The following is a 21,802-nucleotide window of genomic DNA, read 5'->3' as shown; positions in this document are numbered from 1 at the left end:
GATCAGTCCGCGCGCGGCGGGCTGTTCTGTTCGGTCAGGGTCTTGTCGTCGCTGACGGCGATCGGCGTACCGTTATCGAGCTTGATCTGGCCGGCGATCACGACTTGGTCGCCGCTCTGCACACCTTTGGTAACCAGCACCTGCCCGTCGCGTCGCTCGCCGGTTTCAACGAAACGCCGTTCAGCGATCAGGACCGGCTGGCCCTTGTCGTCTTTCTCGACTGTGCCGTCGGCGGCTTTCTTTTGCGCCACCACGTACATGGAGTTGCCGTAGAGGGTGTAGGTCACGGCGCTTTCCGGCACGACGATTCCGGCGGCCACGTCCGGCAGGATCACCTGCAGGTTGGTGAACATGCCGGGCAGCAGCTTGCCGTCGGGGTTGGCCAGGGTGGCACGCACCAGGACGTTGCGGGTGCTGTCCTCGACCTTGGGGTTGATCGCGCTGATGGTGCCGACGAAGGTCTGCCCGGGATAGGCCGAGACGCTGACGTTGACCGGTTGGGCGACCGCGAGCCTGGGCACGGTTTGCTCAGGTACGTAGAAGTCCACATAAAGGCTGCTGAGATCCTGCAGGGTAGCGATCACCGTGCCGCTGGCCAGGTAGTCGCCGACGTCCACCTGGCGAATGCCGATGGTGCCGCTGAATGGCGCCAGAATCTGTTTTTTGGCCAGCGAAGCCTTGAGCTGGTTGACCGTGGCCTGGTTCTTCTTCAGTTGTGCCGAGAGCCGGTCGAATTCGCCCTTGGAGATCGCCTGGCTGCCCACCAGCTGTCGGCCGCGACCGAAATCCAGTTGCGCCAGGCCAAGGTCGGCCTCGGCGGTTTCCAGCAGGGCGCTTTCGACTTCACTATCCAGTTGCAGGAGCGGCTGGCCCGCCTTGACCTTCTGCCCGGACTGGAACTGCACCTTCTGCACGGTCCCGGCGATTTCCAGGCTCAGGTCCACGCCTTGCAGGGCCTTGAGGCTACCGACGGTGGGCAGGCGTGCCTGCCAGGGCTGCTCGATGGCCTTGGCCACGGCCACGCTGACCGGTGGTTTCGGTGCAGAAAACATCTGGATCTGCTGGTAAATGGAGAAGGCCTTGTAGCCGGCGAGCAACAGCACCACCAGCAGGACAACACCCAACATGATCAGCATGCGGCGTCGCAGCATGTTCCACTTCCTTGGAAAAGAGCTGAGAGAAAATACAGATAGGCGGGCACATTACCCTGAGTGTGCGGGCTATTCCAGATGCTGGCGGGCTGGAGGTGCGTGGGATTTTTCCGAAAAATCAGGGAGCTCGGCGCCGATGGGCTTCGCTCCCTGGCTCAGGCCAGATGCAAATGGTTGTCCCAGAGCCCTGCCGGCAGATCCAGCGGCTTTGCAACCAGTTGTGTCTGCCGGCAATCGTAATAACGGCAACGCCCTTGTCCCGACGTCACGACGAAACCGTCGGCCACCGCACCCACACCGGCACAGTCCGGTAAAGGTGCATCCAGGCGCACTTCACCGCTGTCCAGGTCCCAGATGAAAAAGCGGTTGCCACGGGGAGCGGTCAGGGCCACCAGGCGCAGGTCGCTGTGCACGGCGACGCTGGCGGTGTAGTGCCCCATGGCCTGCAATTGTTCCTCAGGCAGGGGAAACGCCTGGAACGGCTGGCCCGGCCGCTTGATCGCGAGCAGTTCCGACGACTCGTGGGCTGCGCCCATGAACTGCTGGCCGGAGACGATGGTGCCGTCACTGGCGATGCCGAGGTGGCGTACGCTGTTCATCGATTGGGCGAGGGTTTCCTTGCTCAGCAGGGTGCCATCGCGTTGCATCAGCACCAGGCTCGGCTCCATGGCGTCGAGGTTCATTTCGACCCGGCTTTCGGCCTCGGTGCGAATGCCGCCATTGGCCACCACCAGGGTTTCGCCGTCAGGCATCCATGAGACCTGGTGCGGACCGATGCCATGGGTGGAGATCTCGCCGCTGTGCACTAGCCGCTCGCCTTCGAAACGGTAAACGCCCAACAGGCCGCGTCCCGGGTCGGTGGTGTCGTTCTCGGTGGCGTACAGCCATTCGCCGCTGTTATGGATGACCGCGTGGCCGTAGAAATGTCGGTTCGGCAACGAGGCGATGGTTTGCAGCAGCGCCCCGTCGCGCAGGTCGATCAAGTAGCTTTCGGTGCCTGGACGACGGGCGACGAACAGCGCAATCGGCTGTGTCGGATGATTGATGATGTCATGGCAGCGTTGGCCGACTTGGGTGGCGAACACCCGGGTGCCGTCCAGTCGATAGCCGACGGCGTAGTGTTTGCCGTCGCCATCATCCCGTGCCGAAAGCAAGAGTGGGTGCTTGTCCTTTTGCTTGAACAGCGTCCAGCCGCCCAGGGTGACGGCGCCGAGCAGCAAGCTGCCCAGTGCCAGAACCTGACGTCGAAACATGATCAGTCACCGTCGTTGGCATTGAAGCCCAGTTGAATGCCCAGCGCCTTGGCCAGTTCGCCTTCGTGCAGGCGATGGACGACGTTGAGGCTGTCATACAAATCGTTGAGTTGCTGGCGCCCGGCATCGTCGTTGAGCATTTCGGTCAACGAGCGCTGGCTGCTGGCGAACAACTTCAAGGAGGCATCGTAGGCGGCGTCGATCTTGTCCGCCAACGGTTTCTGGTCGCTGGGCAGCAGGCCGCGCAGGCCCTTGTTGTCCACGCCGGCCCAGACGGTCCTGGCCGCGCTCAGGCTGGCCTCCAGGCCTTGCAGCGACGACTGGCTGCGCCAGGCATCGGCCTGGAACGGCTGTGGCACGCCCTTGCTCTGGCGGCCCATCGGCGTGCCGAGTTTTTTCTTCAGCGTGTCCAGGGCGGTGACCTGGACCCGCAGCAGGTCAGCGATGGCTTCGTGGGAATCGGCGTAGCGCTGGTTGGGGAATTTGCTCATCTGGGCGAGCATGCCGTCGTTGGTGTTCCAGCGCGACAGGATCTCTTCGGCCAGTTGTTTCTGGCGTTCACCAATGGCGGTGAGCAGCGGGCAATACTTGGCTTTTTGCGCACTGTCGGCCATGTCGATCTTGGCGTCGAACAGCAGGTATTCATAGGCCGAGAGGCCCTGGACCACGACGCTGGACTTGGCCAGGCCGGCGGCGTCGATCTGTGGCTCGCTGTTGACCAATTGCTCGACCTGACGGCCCACCAGGTTTTTCTTGTCCGGCCAGAACTGCACCTGCCAGGCGCGGTTGCCCTCGGCCAGCGGACCGATCAACAGCGGTTGCAATTCGGCCCAGGCTTTTTGTGCCTTGAGGAAATCGGCGCGGGCGGTTTCCAGGTTTTCCTTGCCTTGGCAGAACGCCAGGGCGCTGGTCGCCAGTTGCCGGTCGGCGTCGACCCAGCGGCTATAGGTCGGCAGGATCACTTGCTTGGCGATGGCGGCCGAGGTTACGGCTTGTGGATCCTGGGGCGAGCAGGCACCGAGGGCGATGGCGGCGAGGCTGGTGAACAACAGCTTGGGACGGAACATGTCGTGCTCCCACTTCTGGAAAAGGCATTTAAAGGGAATTCAGGAAGGCCAGCAACGCAGTGCGCTGCTCGGCATTGAACGCTAAAACCTGACGCTGCGCCGCTTGTGCTTCGCCGCCATGCCACAGCACGGCTTCGAGCAGGTTGCGGGCCCGGCCGTCATGCAGGAACTGGGTGTGGCCGTTGACGGTTTCGGTCAGGCCGATGCCCCACAGCGGCGGGGTTCGCCAGTCACGGCCGCTGGCCTTGAATTCGCTGCGGTTGTCCGCCAGGCCTTCGCCCATGTCGTGCAACAGCAGGTCGGTGTAAGGGCGGATGAACTGGTTCGCCAACTCCGGTTCGGCGGCGTTGGCGGAGGTGGTGTATTTCGGGGTGTGGCAGGACTGGCAACCGGCCTGGAAGAACAGATTCTTGCCCGCCAGCACCTGGGGTGAATTCACCTCGCGCCGGGCCGGTACGGCGAGGTTGCGGCTATAGAACAGCACCAGTCGCAGGATGTTGTCGCTGACTTCCGGTTCGCCATCGGAGCCGTTGCCGCTGGGCGCACGCTTGCAGTCGGCCTGGGTCTGGGTGCAGTCGTCGAAGGGTCGCAGGCTTGTCGTCAGGCCCATGTCGCCGGAGAACGCGTGGACATTCTGCTGGTTGAGGTTGGGCTGTCCGGCCTTCCAGCCGAACCTTCCCAGGACGGTTTTTTGCTGGGCATCGTCCCAGACCTCGTTGGGACGCCCGGCGATGCCGTTTTTCTCCCGGGCCTGTGCTTCGGCGTTTGCGAGGATGGCTTCGTCGGGGATCGCCTCGAGCAGTCCCAGGCCGATCATCGGCGGGGCGACGCGGGCGGAAAAACGCGTGTCCGGGTGCATCGGCCCATAGGCCAGTTGGGTAATCTGCAGGTCTGGCTTGCGTAGTTCCACCACGGTGCCGTCCTTGAAACGCACCGGGACCGGCGTGTAATCGACCCGCACCTTGCCTTCGGGGGCGACGCCGGGCACGGACATGTCCTGTAATTGCCCGCCGTAAACCGGTTCCGGCACGACGCCCAATTGTTCGATGACCTTGGCGTAGGGCGGTGTGTCGGGGATCGACAGGCGTACCAGCATCGATACCGCGGTGGTCGCGTCCGGCGCAGGTGGGTGGCCGCGGCCGTCCTTGATGTGGCAGTTCTGGCAGGCGTTGGTGTTGAACAAGGGCCCGAGGCCGTCGCGAGCGGTGGTGGTCGAGGGGGCGATCACCCAGGGGCTGCGGAAGAAACTGTTGCCGACGCTGAAATCCACGCGCCGTGAGGGCGGCAGGTTGGCCGAGGGCAGGGAAAAGGCGTTCTGGTCCGTCTTGCGTACTGTCGCGGCGCCACCGGAACGGGCTTCACCCGGTTCGGCCTGGGTAAAGCGCGGGGCATCATCGCAGGCGCTCAGGCCCAGGGCCATGAACAGCGCACATAAACGAAGAGGCAACGACGGCATCGGGCGTCCTGGGAGATGAGTGAAAACGAGGGCGCAAAGTCTAACAGGGCGGGGCTGTTTGAATAAGAGGAATTATCGTTTGGTTGAGGGGGGCGCGCTTGCCTGGCGGCAACACTGCTCACTCAGGCTTGCTCGATTCCCTGTGGCGAGGGAGCTTGCTCCCGCTCGGTTGCGCAGCAACCGCAAAATCTTGGGGCCGCTTCGCAGCCCAGCGGGAGCAAGCTCCCTCGCCACAGGGTGCAGCGTTGCCCTGGAGTCAACAGATCAACTGTTCATTTGCAGGTTACGGCTGGACGACCGCCCCCGGCACCAACGGTAACTCCAGCGTCGCGATGAACCCGCCGCCAGGATGATTGCCCAGCACCAGCGTGCCGCCGTGGCGTTCGGCGGCACGGCGCGCGATGGCCAGGCCCAGGCCATGGCCGGCGGCGGTCTGGCCGGGCGCGCGATAGAACGGCTCGCCCAATTGTCCCAGGTGTTCGGCATCCACGCCTGGCCCGTGGTCGCGCACGCTGATCAGGATCCGTTCACCCTGGCGCATCGCGTGCATCTCGATCGATTGCCCGGCCGGATTGAAGCGCTGGGCGTTGCGCAGCAGGTTGTCCACTGCTCGCTCGATCATGGTCGGCCAGCCCTTGAGGGTCAGGTCCGCCTCAGTTTCGAGCTGCACGGTTTGTTCCGGTGAGGCCAGTTGCGCATCTTTTTGCAGGGTGACGAGCAAACCGTTGAGTTCCACCTCTTCGGCGCTGGCGTTGTCGGCATCGACTCGGGCCAACACCAGGATTTCACTGATCAGCGCTTCCAGGCGATCGCATTCGCGGGTCAGGCGTGGCCAGAGCCTTTCACGCTCCTCGGGGCTGGCTCGTTCAGCCAAGGCCAAGGCAATGCGCAGCCGGGCCAGGGGCGAGCGCAGTTCGTGGGACACGTCGCGCAGCAGTTGTCGCTGGCTGGTGATCAAGCTTTGCAGGCGCGCGCCCATGCGGTTGAAGTCAGTGGCCAGTACGCCGAACTCATCTCGCCGGTTGGCCAGCTTGGCGAGGCTGTTCTGCTGATAGGCGGCCTGGCCCAAGTCATGCACCGCGCCACGCAGGCGACTCAGCGGGCGAGTGATGGAAAGCGTCACCAACAGGCTGAACAAGGTCAGCACCACCAGCGCGATCCCCAGCGCACTGAGGGGCCAGAGCAGGCTGTCGCGGTGCCAGGCGTCCAGTTCGGGATGGGGGATGCGGTAGATGAACAGATACGTGTCGCCGGTTTTGGCGCTGGTGAATTCGTCGGTCAGTCGCCGCCAGGGCAGGCGTCGCTCGTTGTTGTTCTGCCGAGCCTCGAAGGCCGCGGCGCGATGTGGGAAGGTGCCGCGCACCACCGGGTCGCCGCTTTCATTGAACACTTGGACGTCGATGTGATACTGACGCTTGCGCTGTTGCAGGATGTCCTGCGCGGCGTCCTCGCCCTGGCTTTCGTAGGTTTGTGTCCACTCTTCGGGCAGGGTGTTGAGACCCGGATGGCGGCTGAGGATCCAGGCGTCCTGATTGAGCATGTGGCCCATCAGGAGCGAAAGTCCTGCAACCAGAGCGATGGCCAGCCAGAAACTGGCCAGGATGCGCCAGAACAATGAACGCACGGTAAATCCTCGAAAACAAAGAAAGCCCAACGGCGACTTGCCGTTGGGCTGGGGGCTTCAGTGCATTATTGCGCTTTTTGCGGCTGTTGCGCTTTCCAGGCCTTGAACTCAGCCCACTCGGCGCGACGCTCGGCCTGTTTCTTCTGGATTGCGTCGAACTCTTTCTGCTGCTCAGGCTTCAACAGCGCGCGGATCTGGGCATCGATCTTCTGATGCCGGGCGTCCATTTCGTCTTGCATGGCTTTCTGGTCGGCTGGCGACAGCTTGGCCAGGTACTTGTCTACCAGTTCGCGTTGTTCGTGGCGCTGTTCGCCCATGATCCGGCGAATCTGCTGGCGCTGTTCGCGGCTCAGGTCCAGATCGCTGAAGGGACCTTTGTCATGCATCATGCCGCCGTGGCGCGGGCCATCCATCGGACCCATCGGGCCGGCGTCTCCAGGCATGGCCATGGCGACGGTCGGCAGGGCAGCAGCGAACATCAGAGCGATAAGGGTCTTGCGCATGGTGTGTCTCCTTGTCTCATTCCCGGTCAGTTCCGGATGAGTGCAGATTACGGAGATCAAGGTCAGCGGCGGTCAGGGGTGGGTAAAGCTTGGGTAAAGAGGTTTTGGTGCGGGCCTGACAAACAGCCTGCACAAAACCCCGTGGGGCATGCAATGGGAAGGAGGGGGGCTCTTGGTTCATTGTGGCGAGGGAGCTTGCTCCCGCTGGGCTGCGAAGCGGCCCCAATATTTTGCGGTTGCTGCGCAACCGAGCGGGAGCAAGCTCCCTCGCCACAAAAGCCTCCAAGGGCCGTAATAGCAGCCACAACCTTTAAAGGCTGTAGTAATAGCCACGGCTACGCAGCGCTACGATGCGCGGGCGGCCGTCGGGGTGGGGACCGATCTTCTTGCGCAGGTTGCTCACGTGCATATCGAGGCTGCGGTCGTACAGGGTCAGCTTGCGGCCCAGGGCGATCTGCGCCAGTTCCTGCTTGTCCAGCGGCTCGCCCGGCTGCTTGAGCAGCGCTTCGAGCAGGCGGCTTTCGGAAATGGTGAGGGCCTGTTCCTGTTCATCGATGCTGACCACGCCACGCACCGGGCTGAAAGTCAGGTCACCCAGTTCGATCTGGGTGGACACGGCCGTCGGGTGGCTGCGCCGTAGCACGGCGCGCAGGCGGGCGGTCAGTTCGCGTGGGTCGCAGGGCTTGGCCAGGTAATCATCGGCGCCCAGTTCCAGGCCGAGGATACGGTCCAGCGGTTCACCCCGGGCCGACAGCATCAGCACCGGCAGCTCCGGGTGATCGCTGCGCAATTGCTTGAGCAGTTCCAGGCCACTGCCGTCGGGCAGCATCACGTCCAGTACCACGGCTGCCGGGGCGGTTTCGGCCAGGGCCTTGCGGGCACTTTGGCCATCGTGACAGGCCCGGACCTGAAATCCTTCCTGGCTCAACCAGCTTACGAGGAGCTCGCACAGCTCCTGGTCATCGTCTATCAGTAACAGCTCGCTCATGACTCACTCAATTTAGCCATTGCCGACGTTGTCTACGTCCACCGCTGGCAAAGATACCGCACAGCAGGGCCAATAGCGCTACCCCGGCACCGATGACAAACCATTGCTGTTGATCGGTCAACAGGCGTGGCAGGGGGCTGGCCTGGGCTTCCTTGAGTTGCAGCTTCAGGCGCTGGTTCTCCTGGCGCAACCGGGCCAGCAATGCGCTCTCGCGTTCGCTGTCAGCGTTTTGCAACTGCTTGCTCAGTTCTTCGCGCTGGCGTTCGCTGTCTTTCAAGCGTTGCTGCAGTTCGGCGATCTGGCTGCCGGCACTCAGGGACAAAGGCGTCGAATGACTGCCCTCGGTGTTCTCCTCGCCATGGGCGGGTGCCCCGATCGCCAACGTGACCAATAACAGGCACAACGGACCTTTGCGCATTGCAACTCCTGAATTCCAATCGAGATTAGACAGGTTGTCGGCAGGCAAACGAGAACAATGAGCAATTGAAAGCAATGAGCCGCGAAGGCTCATCGCGCCAGGGGCATTTACGGCATGACTTGCTTGAATGGCTTGACCACGACATTGGCATAGACGCCGGCCGCAACGAACGGATCGGCCTCGGCCCATTGCTGCGCAGCGGACAGCGAGTCGAATTCGACCACCATCAGGCTGCCACTGAAGCCCGCGGCGCCCGGGTCATTGCTGTCCACCGCCGGATGCGGTCCAGCCAGCACTACGCGGCCTTCGTCCTGGAGTTTTTGCAGGCGCTCCAGGTGCGCGGGACGAGCGGCCTGGCGTTTTTCCAGGGAGTTGGCGACGTCGGTAGCAATGATTGCGTAGAGCATGTCAGTCCTCGGTTTTTGGCGTAGTGGGGTCGGCATCATGCAGATGACGGGACAGGTAGATACCCTGGCCAATCAGGAACAACAGCGTCAAGCCCAGGCTACCGAAGACCTTGAAGTCGACCCAGTAGTCCTGGAACGTGAACGCAACGAACAGGTTGGCGGCGCCGCAGAACAGGAAGAACGCGATCCAGGCGATGTTCAGCCGGGTCCAGATCAGTTCTGGCAGGTTGATGGCATGGCCCATGATGCGCTTGATCAGCAAGCGGTCACCGACAAAGTGGCTGCCGATGAAGGCGAGGGCGAACAACCAGTTGACCACCGGGGCCTTCCATTTGAGAAAGGTTTCGCTGTGGAACGCCAGGGTCAGGCTGCCGAACACGAGGCAGGCGATCAGGGTCAGCCACTGGCTCTTCTCCAGCTTGCGCTGGGACACGAACAATGCGCCGTAGACCACCAGGGAACTGATGATCAGCACTGCGGTGGCGCTGTAAATACCGCCTACAGTCAAGGAATGACCGGCGAAGTCGACGGCCCGGGGATCAAGTTTGTAAACGAGGAAAAACAGCAGGAGCGGGATGAAGTCGATGAATTGTTTCACAGTGGCAGCCAGAAGCAGGATGTGGCGGCATAATAACAAACATCCTTGGCCGCGATAGGGCCAGCTGATTTGAGGTAACAAACTCTCGTGAATGTTGATTTGCACTGCCATAGCACGGCCTCCGATGGCGCCCTGGCGCCTGCGGTTCTGGTGGCGCGGGCGTTCGAGCACGGCGTGCGAGTCCTGGCCCTGACCGATCACGACACCCTCGAAGGCCTCGACGAGGCCCGCAGCGCCGCCACGGCACTGGGCATGCAACTGGTCAATGGGGTCGAGTTGTCCTGTACCTGGGGCGGGGCGACCATCCATGTGCTGGGCTATGGTTTCGATGTAAATGCGCCCGCGTTGGTCCAGGCCATCGCGCAGTTGCGCGACGGGCGCTGGCTGCGTTCCGAAGAGATCAGCCGCAAACTGGCCCTCAAGGGCATGCCCGGTGCGCTGGACGGCGCCCGGCAGATCCAGCAGGAACTGGGCGACAGCGGCAACGCACCGGCCCGGCCACACTTTGCCGACTGGATGGTGCGCGAGGGGTTCGTCAAGGACCGCGCCGAAGCGTTCCGCAAATGGCTGGGGGCCGGCAAGCTGGGGGATGTCAAGCAGCACTGGCCGACGCTGGAAGAAACCGTCCAGACCCTGCGGGCCGCTGGCGCCTGGGTCAGCCTGGCGCATCCATGGCATTATGATTTCACTCGCAGCAAGCGCCGTCGCCTGGTCGCCGACTATATTCAAGCGGGGGGCCATGCCATTGAGGTGGTCAACGGCCATCAGCCTGCCGAGCAGGTCGGCAGCCTGGCGATCCTGGCCCGTGAGTTCGGCCTGCTGGTCACCGCCGGCAGTGATTTCCATGGCCCTGGGGGCTGGTCCGAGATTGGCGAGTACCGCCCGTTGCCGGAAGATCTGCCACCACTATGGTGTAGATTCAAACATGATCCCGTTACCGCCGCCGTCTGAACAGGTAGAACACGTGAGTCAATTTTTCCAGATTCATCCGGAAAACCCGCAAGCGCGCCTGATCAAACAGGCCGTGGAGATTATTCGTAGCGGTGGCGTGGTGGTCTATCCCACCGACTCGTCCTATGCCATCGGTTGCCAGATCGGCGACAAGAATGCCGTGGAGCGTGTCAGACGCCTGCGTCAACTGGACGACAAGCACAACTTCGCGCTCATCTGCAGTGACCTGTCGCAGTTGGGCCTGTTCGCCAAGATCGACACCGGCACCTTCCGCCTGCTCAAGGCGCATTTGCCGGGGCCATACACCTTTATTCTCAATGCCACGCGGGAAGTCCCGCGGCTGTTGCTGCACCCGAAAAAGCGCACCATCGGCCTGCGGGTGCCAAGCCATCCCATTGCCCTGGCGCTGCTGGCGGAACTGGGTGAGCCGCTGATGAGCGTGACGCTGATCATGCCCGGCGAGACCGATCCATTGACCGATCCCTATGAGATGCGCCAGATCCTCGAGCATCAGGTGGACCTGATCATCGACGGCGGTTTCGGCGGCATGTCGGCGTCCACGGTGATCAACCTGGCCGATGGCGAGCCCCAGGTGGTGCGTGTCGGTTGTGGCGATCCGACGCCGTTCATGGTCGAGGCCTGAATGTCCGCCGTGGAAACCGCCGTGGAGCGTACAGACAGCCAGGCCGGCGCGCAGCAGGAGCTGCCGTTCGCCATGGTCTATGGCCAGGCGGTCATGGAAATGCCCCTGGACCTGTACATTCCGCCGGATGCGCTGGAAGTATTCCTCGAAGCCTTCGAGGGCCCGCTTGACCTGCTGCTGTACCTGATTCGCAAACAGAACATCAACATCCTCGACATCCCCGTGGCGGAAATCACCCGCCAGTACATGGGCTACGTCGAGTTGATGCAGTCGGTGCGCCTGGAACTGGCGGCCGAGTACCTGGTGATGGCGGCCATGCTGGCCGAGATCAAGTCGCGGATGCTGCTGCCGCGCTCGGCTGAGGTCGAAGCGGAAGAAGACGACCCGCGGGCCGAACTGATCCGTCGTTTGCAGGAGTACGAACGCTTCAAGGTCGCAGCCGAAGGCCTCGATGGTTTGAACCGGGTCGGGCGCGATGTAGTGGTGCCCAAGCTCGATGCCCCCGAGGCGCGGGCGCGCAAGTTGCTCCCGGATGTGAGCCTGGAAGAGTTGCTGATGTCCATGGCTGAGGTCCTGCGCCGGGGCGATATGTTTGAAAGTCATCAGGTCAGCCGCGAAGCGCTGTCCACCCGCGAACGCATGAGCGATGTGCTGGAGCGGCTCAAGGGCGGCGGTTTCGTGCCGTTCGTCGAGCTGTTCACCTCCGAGGAAGGGCGCCTGGGGGTCGTTGTGACGTTTATGGCGGTCTTGGAATTGGTCAAGGAATCCTTGGTCGAGCTGGTACAGAATGAGCCGTTCGCAGCGATCCATGTGCGGGCACGAGCCGAATAACGAGCAAATCAATGAATCTGACTGAACCCCGCGAGCTGGCCCCCTTGCTTGAAGCTTTCCTGTTGGCCTCGGGAAAGCCGCAATCGATGGAGCGCCTGTTCGAACTCTTCGAAGAAGGCGAGCGACCTGAGCCGGCCGTGTTCAAGAAAGCCCTGACGCTGTTGGGCAAATCCTGCGAGGGGCGGGCCTTCGAGCTCAAGGAAGTGGCGTCCGGTTATCGCCTGCAGATCCGCGAGAAGTTCGCGCCATGGGTCGGGCGCCTGTGGGAGGAGCGGCCGCAGCGCTACTCCCGCGCCATGCTCGAAACCATGGCATTGATTGCCTATCGCCAACCGATCACCCGGGGCGAGATCGAAGATGTGCGCGGCGTGGCGGTCAACAGCCATATCGTCAAGACGCTGTTGGAGCGCGAGTGGATCCGCGTCGTCGGCTATCGCGATGTGCCCGGCAAACCGGCGATGTTCGCCACCACCAAGGCCTTTCTCGATCACTTCAACCTGAAGAACCTGGATGACCTGCCGCCGCTGGCCGAACTGCGGGAGCTGGAACCCGAACCGATGCTGGAGTTCGACGACGCCCCGGTGCCCCAAGGCCTGCAGGAATTGGCCGACGCCAGTGCCGAGCCTGAGGAGCCGAAGGAAGAGACCAGTTTCCACTCGTTGTTGCTGGAGCTGGACACCATGGAGGAGGGCTTGAAGACCGATTTCGACGACCTGCTGCGTGAGGGGCCGGGGCCTGAAGGCGAGACGGATGAGTTGCCGGAGCCTGACAGCGAGTCGGAGCCTGAACCTGAACCTGAACCTGAGCCGGAAGAAGACATCCTCGGCGTTGCCGAAGCCCGGGAAAAACTGCTGGCCGCCGTCGCCGCCCTCCAACCGCCGGAACCCGAACTGAGCGACGAGGAAGCCGAAGCCCGCGCCCTGGCCGAAGCGATCGAAAACGAACGGCGCCAGTTCGACGATTGATTCAACTGGTTTGGAACGCGGTCGCCTGTGGGAGCCGAGCTTGCTCGCGATGACAGAGGAACATTCAGCATCAATGCAAGCTGACCCACCGCTATCGCGAGCAAGCTCGGCTCCCACAGGGGGCCTTCAGCCACCGGTCGGCGGAAAAAGCGCTGAGCCTGGGTTGATCAGCTAGTCTCTGATGCGCAATCGCCTCAACGAGCGTATGATTCGCGACCCTTTGGCGATCCCTTCGTCGAAGACCCGTTTTCAAAGCGTCAGGCCAAGCCTGGCTCGACCACACCGGGAGGTGCCCAGAATGAAAGACCAAGACCAGAACGACAGCCAGGAAATCGGCCCAGCAGGCGAGAAGCTGCAAAAAGTCCTCGCCCGTATCGGCGTCGGTTCGCGCCGTGACGTGGAAGCCTGGATCACCCAGGGCCGGATCAAGGTCAATGGCAAAGATGCCACCTTGGGCCTGCGTGTAGACATGCATGACGCCATCACCATCGATGGCAAGGTGATCAAGCGCGAAGAGGCCGCCGAAACGGTGCGTCGCGTGATCATGTACAACAAACCCGACGGCGAGATCTGCACCCGTGACGACCCGGAAGGCCGTCCGACCGTGTTCGACAAGATGCCGCGTCCGAAAGAAGGCCGCTGGATCAACATCGGTCGCCTGGACATCAACACCACCGGTTTACTGATGTTCACCACCGACGGTGAGTTGGCCAACCGCTTGATGCACCCGTCCTACGAGATGGACCGCGAATACGCCGTGCGCGTACGTGGTGAAGTCGACGACGAGATGATCGAGCGCCTGAAGGCCGGCGTCGTGCTGGAAGACGGCCCGGCGCGTTTCACCGACATCAAGCAGGCGCCCGGCGGTGAAGGCTTCAACCACTGGTACCACTGCGTGGTGATGGAAGGCCGCAACCGTGAAGTGCGGCGTCTGTGGGAATCCCAGGGGTTGGTGGTCAGCCGCCTCAAGCGTGTGCGCTTCGGTCCGGTGTTCCTCAATTCCGACCTGCCGATGGGCCGCTGGCGCGAAATGAGCCAGTACGAAGTCGACATCCTGGCGGCCGAAGTAGGCCTCAAGCCGGTGGCGATGCCGCAGATGACCGCCAAGAGCAAGGACAAGCTGGAGCGGATGCAGCGCAAGTCCTCGCGTCCGATGGGCAAGACCGAGCGCGTGCGTACCCTGCGTCCGGCTGCTGAAGGTGTGGCGACCGGCCCGCGTCCTTCCCGCGAGCCGCAGATCGAAGGTGAGCGCCCGGCCCGCAAGCCTGCACCTCGCCAGGACGGCGAGCGTGGTCCACGCACGCCGCGTCCGGCCAATGGTCGGACTGAACGTGGTGAGGGGCGCGGTGCTCCGGCTGGCCGCGGTACGCCAGTCGCCGATCGCCCGGCCGACACCAAGCGTCCGGCCAAGCCCGCGCCGAAAAAGCGCCCGGGTATCGTCCTGGCCGATCGCGATGCGCCATCGGGCAAGCGCCGTGGTGCACCGGCAGGTTCGGGACAGCGTCCGGGGTTCGGGCGTCGTAAGCCGGAGTGAGGCAGCCATGAGCTTCTAGCTGCAAGCTGCAAGAAAAAACGGCAACCACTAGGTTGCCGTTTTTGTGTCTGGCGTTATTGATACGCTGCCGGTGCGGCCGTCTTCGCGAGCAGCTCCACACCACGATCCAGAGGCTGCTCGCTCTTTCTTGCCGCTTGAAGCTCGCCGCTTGCAACTGCCCCTAAAGCACAAACCGCCCATCAAACATCGGCTCGTTATCCAGCGCCAATACGCCGCTCTCGAAAATCAGGTCCAGGTGATGGCTGCCCTTGGCCCCGCCACCGAGTCCCAGGTGCAGGCCGCAATGGCGCTCCTCGAAACCCGCGTTGCGTGCATAAAGACTCTTGACCCCTTCATTGGTGCCGATTCCCAGTTCCTCGATGCGGCGATTGGACGGGTTGGCGTCCAGGTACTTGTTGAAGTCGTGCTCCAGGCCCGGTACGTCGGTGGCGATTTTCTGGATGGTGGAGTCTTCGATCCACAGCTCCAGCGGCGATTGCAGCACGCCGTATTTACGTGCGAACGGGATGGTGCTCAGGAAGGTGCCGACGAAATTCACCCGACCATTGATGGTGTCGCTGTGAGTGGCGATTTCGCCGGGCGCCAGGTCGTAGTTGCCGAGGCCGTTGATATCGGTCCACTTCTTCACGCCGCCCAGGACTGTGTCGAAATATGAACCGTGGTCATCCTGGAAACTCAGGGTCGCCGCCTGGGACATGCGTCGGATCAGGTGACTGTTGAGCCCGGCGATACGCTGGGGAATCACGCTGAAGGTGTCGTAGAAGTAGTCGCCGTAGTCCTTGAACAGCAGCGATTTCTTCCAGTTGTCGGCCATCACGCCTTGCAGTGCGCGGACAAAGTCCGGGCCGTCGGGACGAGGGTTGGGCAGGGTCGAGGAGTCGTAGAAGAAAATATACAGATCGCAGTCGGCAATGGCCTTGGACAGGCGCTCCGTGGGTTCGAGGTCCAGGCGCATGGCACTGAACCGGAAGGGCGAGCCGCTGCCCGCCTGTTCGGCGATGGCGCCGGTCAGCGCTTCGTAGTCAGCGGTATGGCCGAGCAACACCTTGGCGGGCTGGATGCCGGCCAGGGCGGGATGGTGTTCGAGGTAGTAAAGGAAATGTGAGATGGCTCGTTGCGTGTCCATGCTTATTCTTCCCTGACAAGTTCATTAAACGTCCCTGACAACCGGCAAAAGTGGCGGAGTCGACCGGCCGGATCGCCTCCGCCGGGCGGTGCCTACAGAGGCCACATCGCCGTGCCGAATGGAACGACGGCATCGGCCTGCATCATTTCAACGGCGGCTTCATGGGTTGGGGCTTCAAACCATTCGTCCAGTTGCAGTTCGGTTTCCAAGTCTTTGTCCAGTGCTTGCATAGTGAATCTCCTAGATGACTTTTACGCAAATCAGCGGACCGATTCGGCGAGTGGAAACAGGCCGGCGACGGCACCGCAGAACTTGTCGGCACGATGCCTTGGCAAGTCGCTGAAAACCTAGTCGAGGGTTTTTTGTATTGCAAAAAAATAATTTATTTTTTTTCGTTTGAACTTTTTGTTCCATTTTTAACGACAACATTACTCATTCAAAAACAGCCGCCTGGGTGTTTTTTTAAATAGGTAGCTACCTACCGTCAATTTGCAGTCAGCCTACGGAAATTTCCTACTTGGAAAGTTTGCGTGACGGGTTGTAAAGAAATGTTGACGAAAACGGCCTGCCGAGAGGGGCTGAAACGTCGTTTTCCCAAAGCGTAAGAAAAAACTTCCGTAAGCCCCGCCCTGCAGGGGTTTGCGAGGCTCTGGCCCGCTTGTTTCGAATCGATGGGCAGGGTGAGATGCGCCCCATGCCTGTCGTGCAGGTGAATAACAAGAAGGAGGCGCAATGAACGCCACAGCTCAAGTGCATTTCTCCCGTCGTGGCGTTTTTAGCGCTACACCCTTCAGGGGCTCGCAAGGGCCTGGACACTTTTTTGCAGCCGCCCGGCCTGTTCGGGGCGGCCCCATGCAATCCCGGCAAACGACACGCTGATCCGGTGGTGTCTGGCAGCAGGGGGTCAGCGGTGTACAATGCGCCGCGTTTTACTGTGACCCTTCGCGTACCCACGCACTTTCAAGGTTATCCACCTTGTTCACTCCGCCACGCCACAAGCGTGTCGGGTTCGATTTCGTCACAGATAAAAACAAACAGGTGACGCATGACCGTTGTAAAAACGCTGAATTCCTGGTGCCTGCGCTGGGGTTTGATCGGCGCTGCTTGAGATCCGATTCGAGCGGCAACGTCTAACGAACATCATCAAACCTTGCGTGAGACCCTTTTCATGAGTGGACAAAACTCGCATTCGGGCGAGCTGAAACGCGGCCTGAAAAATCGCCACATTCAACTGATCGCCCTCGGTGGCGCGATCGGCACTGGCCTGTTCCTCGGCTCGGCGGGGGTGCTGAAATCAGCCGGCCCGTCGATGATCCTTGGCTACGCCATCTGCGGCTTCATCGCCTTCATGATCATGCGCCAGTTGGGCGAAATGATCGTCGAAGAGCCAGTCGCCGGGTCCTTCAGCCACTTCGCCCACAAGTATTGGGGCGGTTTCGCCGGGTTCCTGTCGGGTTGGAACTGCTGGATTCTCTACATCCTGGTGGGCATGTCCGAACTGACTGCTGTCGGCAAGTACATCCATTACTGGGCGCCGGATATCCCAACCTGGGTGTCGGCGGCGGCGTTTTTCATCCTGATCAACGTCATCAACCTGGCTAACGTCAAAGTCTTCGGCGAGGCCGAGTTCTGGTTCGCGATCATCAAGGTCGTGGCGATTGTCGGCATGATTGCCCTGGGCAGCTATTTGCTGGTCAGTGGCCACGGCGGCCCGCAAGCGTCGGTGACCAACCTGTGGTCCCATGGTGGGTTTTTCCCCAACGGCGTCAGCGGCCTGGTGATGGCCATGGCGATCATCATGTTCTCTTTTGGTGGCCTGGAAATGCTCGGTTTCACCGCAGCTGAGGCGGACAAACCGAAAACCGTGATTCCCAAGGCCATTAACCAGGTGATCTACCGGATCCTGATTTTCTACATCGGCGCCCTCGTGGTGCTGCTGTCCCTGACGCCTTGGGACAGCCTGCTGAGCACGCTCAACGCTTCCGGCGATGCCTACAGCGGCAGCCCGTTCGTGCAGGTGTTCTCGATGCTGGGCAGCAACACCGCGGCGCATATCCTCAACTTCGTGGTGCTGACCGCCGCGCTGTCGGTGTACAACAGCGGCACCTATTGCAACAGCCGTATGTTGCTGGGCATGGCCGAGCAGGGCGATGCGCCCAAGGTCTTGTCCAAGATCGACAAGCGCGGCGTGCCGGTGCGTTCGATCCTCGCGTCGGCGGCGGTCACGCTGGTGGCGGTGCTGTTGAATTACCTGATCCCGCAACATGCGCTGGAGTTGCTGATGTCGCTGGTGGTCGCGACCCTGGTGATCAACTGGGCGATGATCAGCTACTCGCACTTCAAGTTCCGCCAGCACATGAACCAGACCCATCAGACGCCGCTGTTCAAGGCGCTGTGGTACCCGTACGGCAACTACATCTGCCTGGCGTTCGTGGTGTTCATCCTGGGCGTGATGTTGTTGATCCCGGGCATCCAGGTATCGGTCTATGCGATTCCGGTGTGGGTGGTGTTCATGGCCGTGTGCTATTGGATCAAGAACAAGCGCAGTGCGCGGCAGGAACTGGCTGTGGCGGCAGCAGCCAAGTAACCCATCCTGAAAAAACAACAAACCGGCGAAGTGCCGTAATGCTGTTCACTCAAGGCAATCGACAAACCCGTGGCGAGGGAGCTTGCTCCCGCTGGGCCGCGAAGCGGCCCCAAAACCTGCCAGATGCGGAACATCAGACGCACCGCACCCGCCGGTTTACGACTGCTTTGCAGCCGAACGGGAGCAAGCTCCCTCGCCACAGGTCCATCTTTTTTCTTGAATGAACCGCATTAGGCCAAGTGCCGGGTTTGTCGTTTCCGGCTCACACCTCCCACAGGGTTAGGCGTTGTCGGGGGGATTCGCGGTATCCTGTGGGGCCTGATACCGGACACTTTCCATGCTGGCGATTTCCAACACCGTGCACATCCCGGATGCCGAGATCGAGCTGACGGCCATCCGCGCCCAGGGGGCAGGAGGGCAGAACGTCAACAAGGTCTCCAGTGCCGTGCATTTACGCTTCGACATTCCGGCCTCGTCGCTGCCCGAGTTCTACAAGGAGCGGCTGCTGGCCCTGCGTGACAGTCGCATTACCAGCGACGGTGTGTTGATCATCAAGGCCCAGCAGTACCGCACCCAGGAACAGAACCGGGCCGATGCCCTGGAGCGCCTGCTCGAGCTGATCCTCAGCGCCACCAAGGTCGAGAAGAAGCGCCGTCCGACCAAACCGACCCTGGGTTCGAAAAAGCGTCGCCTGGAATCCAAGACCAAGCGCGGCTCGATCAAGGCCGGCCGCGGCAAGGTGGACTTCTAGCTTTTCTCCCGTTCCTGGCGATGCCTCGGCGCCTGTCGGTACAGATAGACGCTCAATGCCAACCCGCCCAGGGCCGCGAATGCGGCGAACAGAAAGATCGAGGCAAAGCCGAAGCCCGCAGCAATCGCACCGGCCAGCGGTCCGGTGATCCCCAGCGACAAATCAATGAACAGTGAATAAGCCCCCACCGCCGCCCCACGGCTGGAGGCCGGCACCAGGTTGACCGCTTCCACTCCCAGCGCCGGAAACACCAGGGAGAAGCCGAAACCGCTCAACGCCGCGCCCGCCAGGGCCCAGTGGGCATCCGGTGCGAGCCACAACAGCAACAGGCCCAGGGTTTCCACCGACAGGCAGGCAATGGCGACGCGGAAGCCGCCCATTCGGTTGATCAGGTTGCCAAAGAGCAAGCGCGCGCCGATGAAGCTGGCGCCGAACAGGCTCAGGCACAACACCGCGTTGTCCCAATGCTGGGTGGCGTAATACAGGGTGATGAACGTGGCGATGGTGCCAAACCCGATGGAACCCAGGGCCAGGCCGCAGCCGTGCGGCAGGACGCGCCCCAGCACGTGCATGAACGGCAGGCGTTCGCCAGTGACGATGGGCGCGGCGGTTTTGCGCCAGGCCAATGCCAACCCCAGCAAACCGAGCAAGATAATGCTCACGCCCATGCTCCACAGCCCCAGTGCATTGACCAGCCACACCCCCAGAGGTGCGCCGATCGCCAGCGCGCCGTAACTGGCGATACCGTTCCAGGAAATCACCTTGGCGGTATTCGCCGCGCCGACCCGGCCGATGCCCCAGCCAATCGAACCGGAGCCCACCAGGCTTTCCGCGCTGCCGAGCACCAGACGACCGATCAGCAGGCTGATCAGGCTGAACGTGGGCAGGTGGGGCGTCCAGGCAGAGACCAGCATGAACACGCCGCTCAGCCCGCAGCCGGCGAGGCCGAACATCACCGCGCGCTTGCTCCCCAGGTTATCGATGATTCGCCCGGCGTAAGGACGACTGAGCAGGGTGGCCAGGTATTGCACGCTGATCACCAACCCGGCGATCACTGCGCCGAAGCCCAGTTCGCCGTGGACGAACCCGGGCAGCACGGCCAGGGGAATGCCGATATTCAGGTAGCCGATGAAGGTGAACAGGACGATGGAGACGACTTGCAGCGTGACCGCCAGGGGGCGCTGGGAATCTGACATGGGGTAAAGGTCCACGGAGCAGCAGGATAGATAGGCTGCTTATGATAACGGCGACCGTGGGGTCAGGGCGCAGAAAAGTAAAACTATTTGCCGAGTGGTGGTTCAGTTGCCGTTCTCACCGCTGAGCAGGCGTGTGGTGACCAGTGCGGCGATGGCGTTTTCTTCGCTGCCAAAGCGCGCCAGCAGGGCCGCTTGTTTCTCGGCAGGAAGGCGGGTCCAGATCTCGACCATTTTTTCGGCAGTGCCGATCAGCACGCTGGCCTGGGCTTCGCTGAATGGAGGGGTGTCATCGGTCATGGAGGGCTCGGGGTTCAGGCGGTGTGGAAAGCGCATCTTAGCGCTTTCCACACGGTCTGGTGGTGCGGGTCAATCAGTCTTCGCTGTCGGCCTGGCGGCGTTCAGTGGCTTCTTTTGGCTCGGGTTGCTGGGCATCTGCTTGCCCCCCGGCTTGTAGCGTGGTCGTCTGCTCAGTGTCGTGCAGGCTTGGGAAGGGGAGATTAGGGATCTCGTGCATATCGCGCTCCTCGCAAGGTCTGTGGATAGATCTGGTAGATCCGCGCTTTTACAAAGCCTGGGCAGGATACAGCAGGAGAAATGACAAAAAGACTTTTAAATCCCGTCGGGCCGACAAAAGGGATTGTCTAGACACGTCATGTTCAATAGTCACCTCGCTTGCGAAATGCCCAGCGGCCGGCAATCAGCGTGAAGGTTGCCACCAGTGCCACCAGGATCCAGAAGCCTTCGGGATCGCTGGCAAGCGGCACGCCACCGACGTTCATGCCAAAGAAGCCGGCAATGATGTTGATGGGCAACGCCAATACCGTGACCACCGTCAGGGTGAACAGGGTGCGGTTGCTTTGTTCGTTGAGATTGGCGGCGATTTCTTCCTGGAGCAGCTTGATCCGTTCACTCAACGCGGTGAGGTCGTTGATGATCAGGGCGAACTCCTCGGTGGATTTGCGCAGCTCCTTGACGTCTTCTTTCTGCAACCATTGCGGCGGGCGGTTGAGCAGACGTAGCAATGAACCCGGCTCCAGGGCCAGCAAGCGCTGCAAGCGCACCAGCACCCGGCGGTTGCTGCCCAGCTCGGCGCGGTTAGTGGACAGCCGCGAGGACAGCAATTGATCTTCGACCTGGTCGACGCTCAGGCTGGTCTTGCGCACGATCTGGGTCAGCACTTCGCCCTGGTCGCGCAGCAAGTGCACGAGTAATTCCACTGGCGAGCGAAAGCACTCGCCGGCCTTCACCGACGAGCGCAGCTTGTCGACCGAGTGCAAGGGTTGCAGGCGCGCGCTGACGATCAATCGGCTGTGCACGCAAACCCACAATGTGGAGACATCCGAGGACACCATATTGCTGAGGTTGAACACGACATCGTTCACCACGGCCAGCAACGCCGAGTCGACATGCTCGATGCGGGTCGAGCGCGAGCCTTCGTGCAAGGCTTCGAAAAATTCCTGGGGCAGGGCCAGGTGACCTTTCATCCAGCGCTCGCACGCAGCGTGGGCCAGGTTCAGGTGCAGCCAGAGGAACTCATCCGAGTCTTGCGGGTGTTGCAGGCTCCGTAAGGCCTGGGCCGAATCGATTTCCTGCCCGCGTTCGCCGGGGCGGAAACGGAACCCGTAAAGCAGGCCGAACAGGTCCGGATCACGGTGGCTTTGATCAAGGCTGTGGTTCATGAGGTCTCGCTGGCGGGAAGTGCCTGTCGCGGCTACAGGTTCACTTGAACGCC

At 61.8% G+C, this 21,802-nt stretch carries 23 protein-coding genes; 7 read left to right on the top strand and 16 right to left on the bottom strand.

The window, feature by feature from the left end; genetic code table 11:
* Window positions 1-2 precede the first annotated feature (2 nt).
* The 10 genes from V7773_RS25590 to V7773_RS25545 all read right to left on the bottom strand — a co-directional run bounded on the left by V7773_RS25590 (window position 3) and on the right by V7773_RS25545 (window position 9,465).
* Window positions 3-1,151 carry an efflux RND transporter periplasmic adaptor subunit gene (locus V7773_RS25590; protein ID WP_336075942.1) on the bottom strand — a complete coding sequence of 383 codons (1,149 nt, stop codon included), beginning with the start codon at window positions 1,149-1,151 and terminating at the stop codon, window positions 3-5.
* A 155-nt stretch (window positions 1,152-1,306) separates the two neighbouring features.
* On the bottom strand, window positions 1,307-2,404 hold the full coding sequence (locus tag V7773_RS25585; protein ID WP_063324671.1) for a DUF1513 domain-containing protein: 1,098 nt from the start codon (window positions 2,402-2,404) through the stop codon (window positions 1,307-1,309).
* A 2-nt stretch (window positions 2,405-2,406) separates the two neighbouring features.
* Window positions 2,407-3,471, bottom strand: coding sequence for an imelysin family protein (locus tag V7773_RS25580; RefSeq protein WP_003204891.1), 1,065 nt, complete (start codon window positions 3,469-3,471; stop codon window positions 2,407-2,409).
* A 28-nt stretch (window positions 3,472-3,499) separates the two neighbouring features.
* The gene (locus V7773_RS25575; RefSeq protein WP_336075939.1) at window positions 3,500-4,927 is read right to left on the bottom strand and encodes a di-heme oxidoreductase family protein; all 1,428 of its coding nucleotides are present in this window, start codon (window positions 4,925-4,927) and stop codon (window positions 3,500-3,502) included.
* 283 nt (window positions 4,928-5,210) lie between these two features.
* Window positions 5,211-6,551, bottom strand: a complete 1,341-nt coding sequence (locus V7773_RS25570) for a sensor histidine kinase (RefSeq protein WP_063324673.1) — start codon at window positions 6,549-6,551, stop codon at window positions 5,211-5,213.
* 65 nt (window positions 6,552-6,616) lie between these two features.
* Entirely contained in the window at window positions 6,617-7,054 is a 438-nt protein-coding gene (locus V7773_RS25565; protein ID WP_092145190.1) for a Spy/CpxP family protein refolding chaperone, read from the bottom strand.
* A gap of 310 nt (window positions 7,055-7,364) precedes the next feature.
* Entirely contained in the window at window positions 7,365-8,042 is a 678-nt protein-coding gene (locus V7773_RS25560; protein WP_063324675.1) for a response regulator transcription factor, read from the bottom strand.
* A 7-nt stretch (window positions 8,043-8,049) separates the two neighbouring features.
* Window positions 8,050-8,460, bottom strand: coding sequence for a hypothetical protein (locus V7773_RS25555; protein WP_063324676.1), 411 nt, complete (start codon window positions 8,458-8,460; stop codon window positions 8,050-8,052).
* Window positions 8,461-8,567: 107 nt separating this feature from the next.
* Complete coding sequence (locus V7773_RS25550; RefSeq protein WP_057452480.1) at window positions 8,568-8,867, bottom strand: YciI family protein; 300 nt, start codon at window positions 8,865-8,867, stop codon at window positions 8,568-8,570.
* A gap of 1 nt (window position 8,868) precedes the next feature.
* Complete coding sequence (locus V7773_RS25545; protein WP_336075936.1) at window positions 8,869-9,465, bottom strand: septation protein A; 597 nt, start codon at window positions 9,463-9,465, stop codon at window positions 8,869-8,871.
* An 87-nt stretch (window positions 9,466-9,552) separates the two neighbouring features.
* On the opposite strand from V7773_RS25545, the gene V7773_RS25540 reads away from it, so the two are divergent.
* The 5 genes from V7773_RS25540 to rluB all read left to right on the top strand — a co-directional run bounded on the left by V7773_RS25540 (window position 9,553) and on the right by rluB (window position 14,389).
* Window positions 9,553-10,416 (top strand): PHP domain-containing protein, encoded by an 864-nt coding sequence (locus V7773_RS25540; RefSeq protein WP_060740970.1) that lies wholly within the window; start codon window positions 9,553-9,555, stop codon window positions 10,414-10,416.
* A 13-nt stretch (window positions 10,417-10,429) separates the two neighbouring features.
* Entirely contained in the window at window positions 10,430-11,059 is a 630-nt protein-coding gene (locus V7773_RS25535) for an L-threonylcarbamoyladenylate synthase (protein ID WP_063325238.1), read from the top strand.
* Between the two features lie 132 nt (window positions 11,060-11,191).
* Entirely contained in the window at window positions 11,192-11,890 is a 699-nt protein-coding gene (locus V7773_RS25530) for a segregation and condensation protein A (protein ID WP_336075950.1), read from the top strand.
* A gap of 11 nt (window positions 11,891-11,901) precedes the next feature.
* Window positions 11,902-12,855: an SMC-Scp complex subunit ScpB gene (scpB, locus tag V7773_RS25525; RefSeq protein ID WP_092345621.1), complete on the top strand. Its 954-nt coding sequence runs from the start codon at window positions 11,902-11,904 to the stop codon at window positions 12,853-12,855.
* 298 nt (window positions 12,856-13,153) lie between these two features.
* Window positions 13,154-14,389 carry a 23S rRNA pseudouridine(2605) synthase RluB gene (gene rluB, locus V7773_RS25520; RefSeq protein ID WP_060740973.1) on the top strand — a complete coding sequence of 412 codons (1,236 nt, stop codon included), beginning with the start codon at window positions 13,154-13,156 and terminating at the stop codon, window positions 14,387-14,389.
* 181 nt (window positions 14,390-14,570) lie between these two features.
* Here the strand turns inward: rluB and V7773_RS25515 are convergent, their stop codons facing one another.
* Both V7773_RS25515 and V7773_RS25510 read right to left on the bottom strand, forming a co-directional pair.
* Complete coding sequence (locus V7773_RS25515; protein ID WP_092145194.1) at window positions 14,571-15,536, bottom strand: leucyl aminopeptidase; 966 nt, start codon at window positions 15,534-15,536, stop codon at window positions 14,571-14,573.
* Window positions 15,537-15,628: 92 nt separating this feature from the next.
* Complete coding sequence (locus tag V7773_RS25510; RefSeq protein ID WP_003178782.1) at window positions 15,629-15,766, bottom strand: hypothetical protein; 138 nt, start codon at window positions 15,764-15,766, stop codon at window positions 15,629-15,631.
* A gap of 938 nt (window positions 15,767-16,704) precedes the next feature.
* Here V7773_RS25510 and V7773_RS25505 point away from each other — a divergent pair.
* Entirely contained in the window at window positions 16,705-18,123 is a 1,419-nt protein-coding gene (locus V7773_RS25505) for an amino acid permease (RefSeq protein WP_063324682.1), read from the top strand.
* A gap of 337 nt (window positions 18,124-18,460) precedes the next feature.
* A complete protein-coding gene (gene arfB / locus V7773_RS25500) occupies window positions 18,461-18,874 on the top strand; it encodes an alternative ribosome rescue aminoacyl-tRNA hydrolase ArfB (protein ID WP_063324683.1) in 414 nt (137 codons plus the stop codon).
* Here arfB and V7773_RS25495 read toward each other — a convergent pair.
* The 4 genes from V7773_RS25495 to V7773_RS25480 all read right to left on the bottom strand — a co-directional run bounded on the left by V7773_RS25495 (window position 18,871) and on the right by V7773_RS25480 (window position 21,749).
* Window positions 18,871-20,070: an MFS transporter gene (locus tag V7773_RS25495; protein WP_063324684.1), complete on the bottom strand. Its 1,200-nt coding sequence runs from the start codon at window positions 20,068-20,070 to the stop codon at window positions 18,871-18,873. The genes arfB and V7773_RS25495 overlap by 4 nt on opposite strands.
* Before the next feature lie 102 nt (window positions 20,071-20,172).
* Window positions 20,173-20,403, bottom strand: a complete 231-nt coding sequence (locus tag V7773_RS25490) for a hypothetical protein (RefSeq protein ID WP_336075932.1) — start codon at window positions 20,401-20,403, stop codon at window positions 20,173-20,175.
* A 37-nt stretch (window positions 20,404-20,440) separates the two neighbouring features.
* Window positions 20,441-20,584 carry a hypothetical protein gene (locus tag V7773_RS25485; RefSeq protein WP_003204853.1) on the bottom strand — a complete coding sequence of 48 codons (144 nt, stop codon included), beginning with the start codon at window positions 20,582-20,584 and terminating at the stop codon, window positions 20,441-20,443.
* A gap of 142 nt (window positions 20,585-20,726) precedes the next feature.
* The gene (locus tag V7773_RS25480) at window positions 20,727-21,749 is read right to left on the bottom strand and encodes a transporter (RefSeq protein ID WP_063324685.1); all 1,023 of its coding nucleotides are present in this window, start codon (window positions 21,747-21,749) and stop codon (window positions 20,727-20,729) included.
* Window positions 21,750-21,802 lie beyond the last annotated feature (53 nt).

The organism is Pseudomonas sp. 3JA (assembly GCF_036961705.1).
GTDB lineage: Bacteria > Pseudomonadota > Gammaproteobacteria > Pseudomonadales > Pseudomonadaceae > Aquipseudomonas > Aquipseudomonas fluorescens_Q.
Note: the sequence above shows the minus strand (reverse complement) of the source record. Positions and strands in the feature narration are given on the sequence as shown.

Coding starts and splice junctions, on each gene's coding strand:
- V7773_RS25590 (WP_336075942.1), bottom strand. CDS start 1,151: ATGCTGCGACGCCGCATGCTGATCATGTTGGGTGTTGTCCTGCTGGTG.
- V7773_RS25585 (WP_063324671.1), bottom strand. CDS start 2,404: ATGTTTCGACGTCAGGTTCTGGCACTGGGCAGCTTGCTGCTCGGCGCC.
- V7773_RS25580 (WP_003204891.1), bottom strand. CDS start 3,471: ATGTTCCGTCCCAAGCTGTTGTTCACCAGCCTCGCCGCCATCGCCCTC.
- V7773_RS25575 (WP_336075939.1), bottom strand. CDS start 4,927: ATGCCGTCGTTGCCTCTTCGTTTATGTGCGCTGTTCATGGCCCTGGGC.
- V7773_RS25565 (WP_092145190.1), bottom strand. CDS start 7,054: ATGCGCAAGACCCTTATCGCTCTGATGTTCGCTGCTGCCCTGCCGACC.
- V7773_RS25560 (WP_063324675.1), bottom strand. CDS start 8,042: ATGAGCGAGCTGTTACTGATAGACGATGACCAGGAGCTGTGCGAGCTC.
- V7773_RS25555 (WP_063324676.1), bottom strand. CDS start 8,460: ATGCGCAAAGGTCCGTTGTGCCTGTTATTGGTCACGTTGGCGATCGGG.
- V7773_RS25550 (WP_057452480.1), bottom strand. CDS start 8,867: ATGCTCTACGCAATCATTGCTACCGACGTCGCCAACTCCCTGGAAAAA.
- scpB (WP_092345621.1), top strand. CDS start 11,902: ATGAATCTGACTGAACCCCGCGAGCTGGCCCCCTTGCTTGAAGCTTTC.
- rluB (WP_060740973.1), top strand. CDS start 13,154: ATGAAAGACCAAGACCAGAACGACAGCCAGGAAATCGGCCCAGCAGGC.
- V7773_RS25515 (WP_092145194.1), bottom strand. CDS start 15,536: ATGGACACGCAACGAGCCATCTCACATTTCCTTTACTACCTCGAACAC.
- V7773_RS25510 (WP_003178782.1), bottom strand. CDS start 15,766: ATGCAAGCACTGGACAAAGACTTGGAAACCGAACTGCAACTGGACGAA.
- V7773_RS25505 (WP_063324682.1), top strand. CDS start 16,705: ATGAGTGGACAAAACTCGCATTCGGGCGAGCTGAAACGCGGCCTGAAA.
- arfB (WP_063324683.1), top strand. CDS start 18,461: ATGCTGGCGATTTCCAACACCGTGCACATCCCGGATGCCGAGATCGAG.
- V7773_RS25495 (WP_063324684.1), bottom strand. CDS start 20,070: ATGTCAGATTCCCAGCGCCCCCTGGCGGTCACGCTGCAAGTCGTCTCC.
- V7773_RS25490 (WP_336075932.1), bottom strand. CDS start 20,403: ATGCGCTTTCCACACCGCCTGAACCCCGAGCCCTCCATGACCGATGAC.
- V7773_RS25485 (WP_003204853.1), bottom strand. CDS start 20,584: ATGCACGAGATCCCTAATCTCCCCTTCCCAAGCCTGCACGACACTGAG.
- V7773_RS25480 (WP_063324685.1), bottom strand. CDS start 21,749: ATGAACCACAGCCTTGATCAAAGCCACCGTGATCCGGACCTGTTCGGC.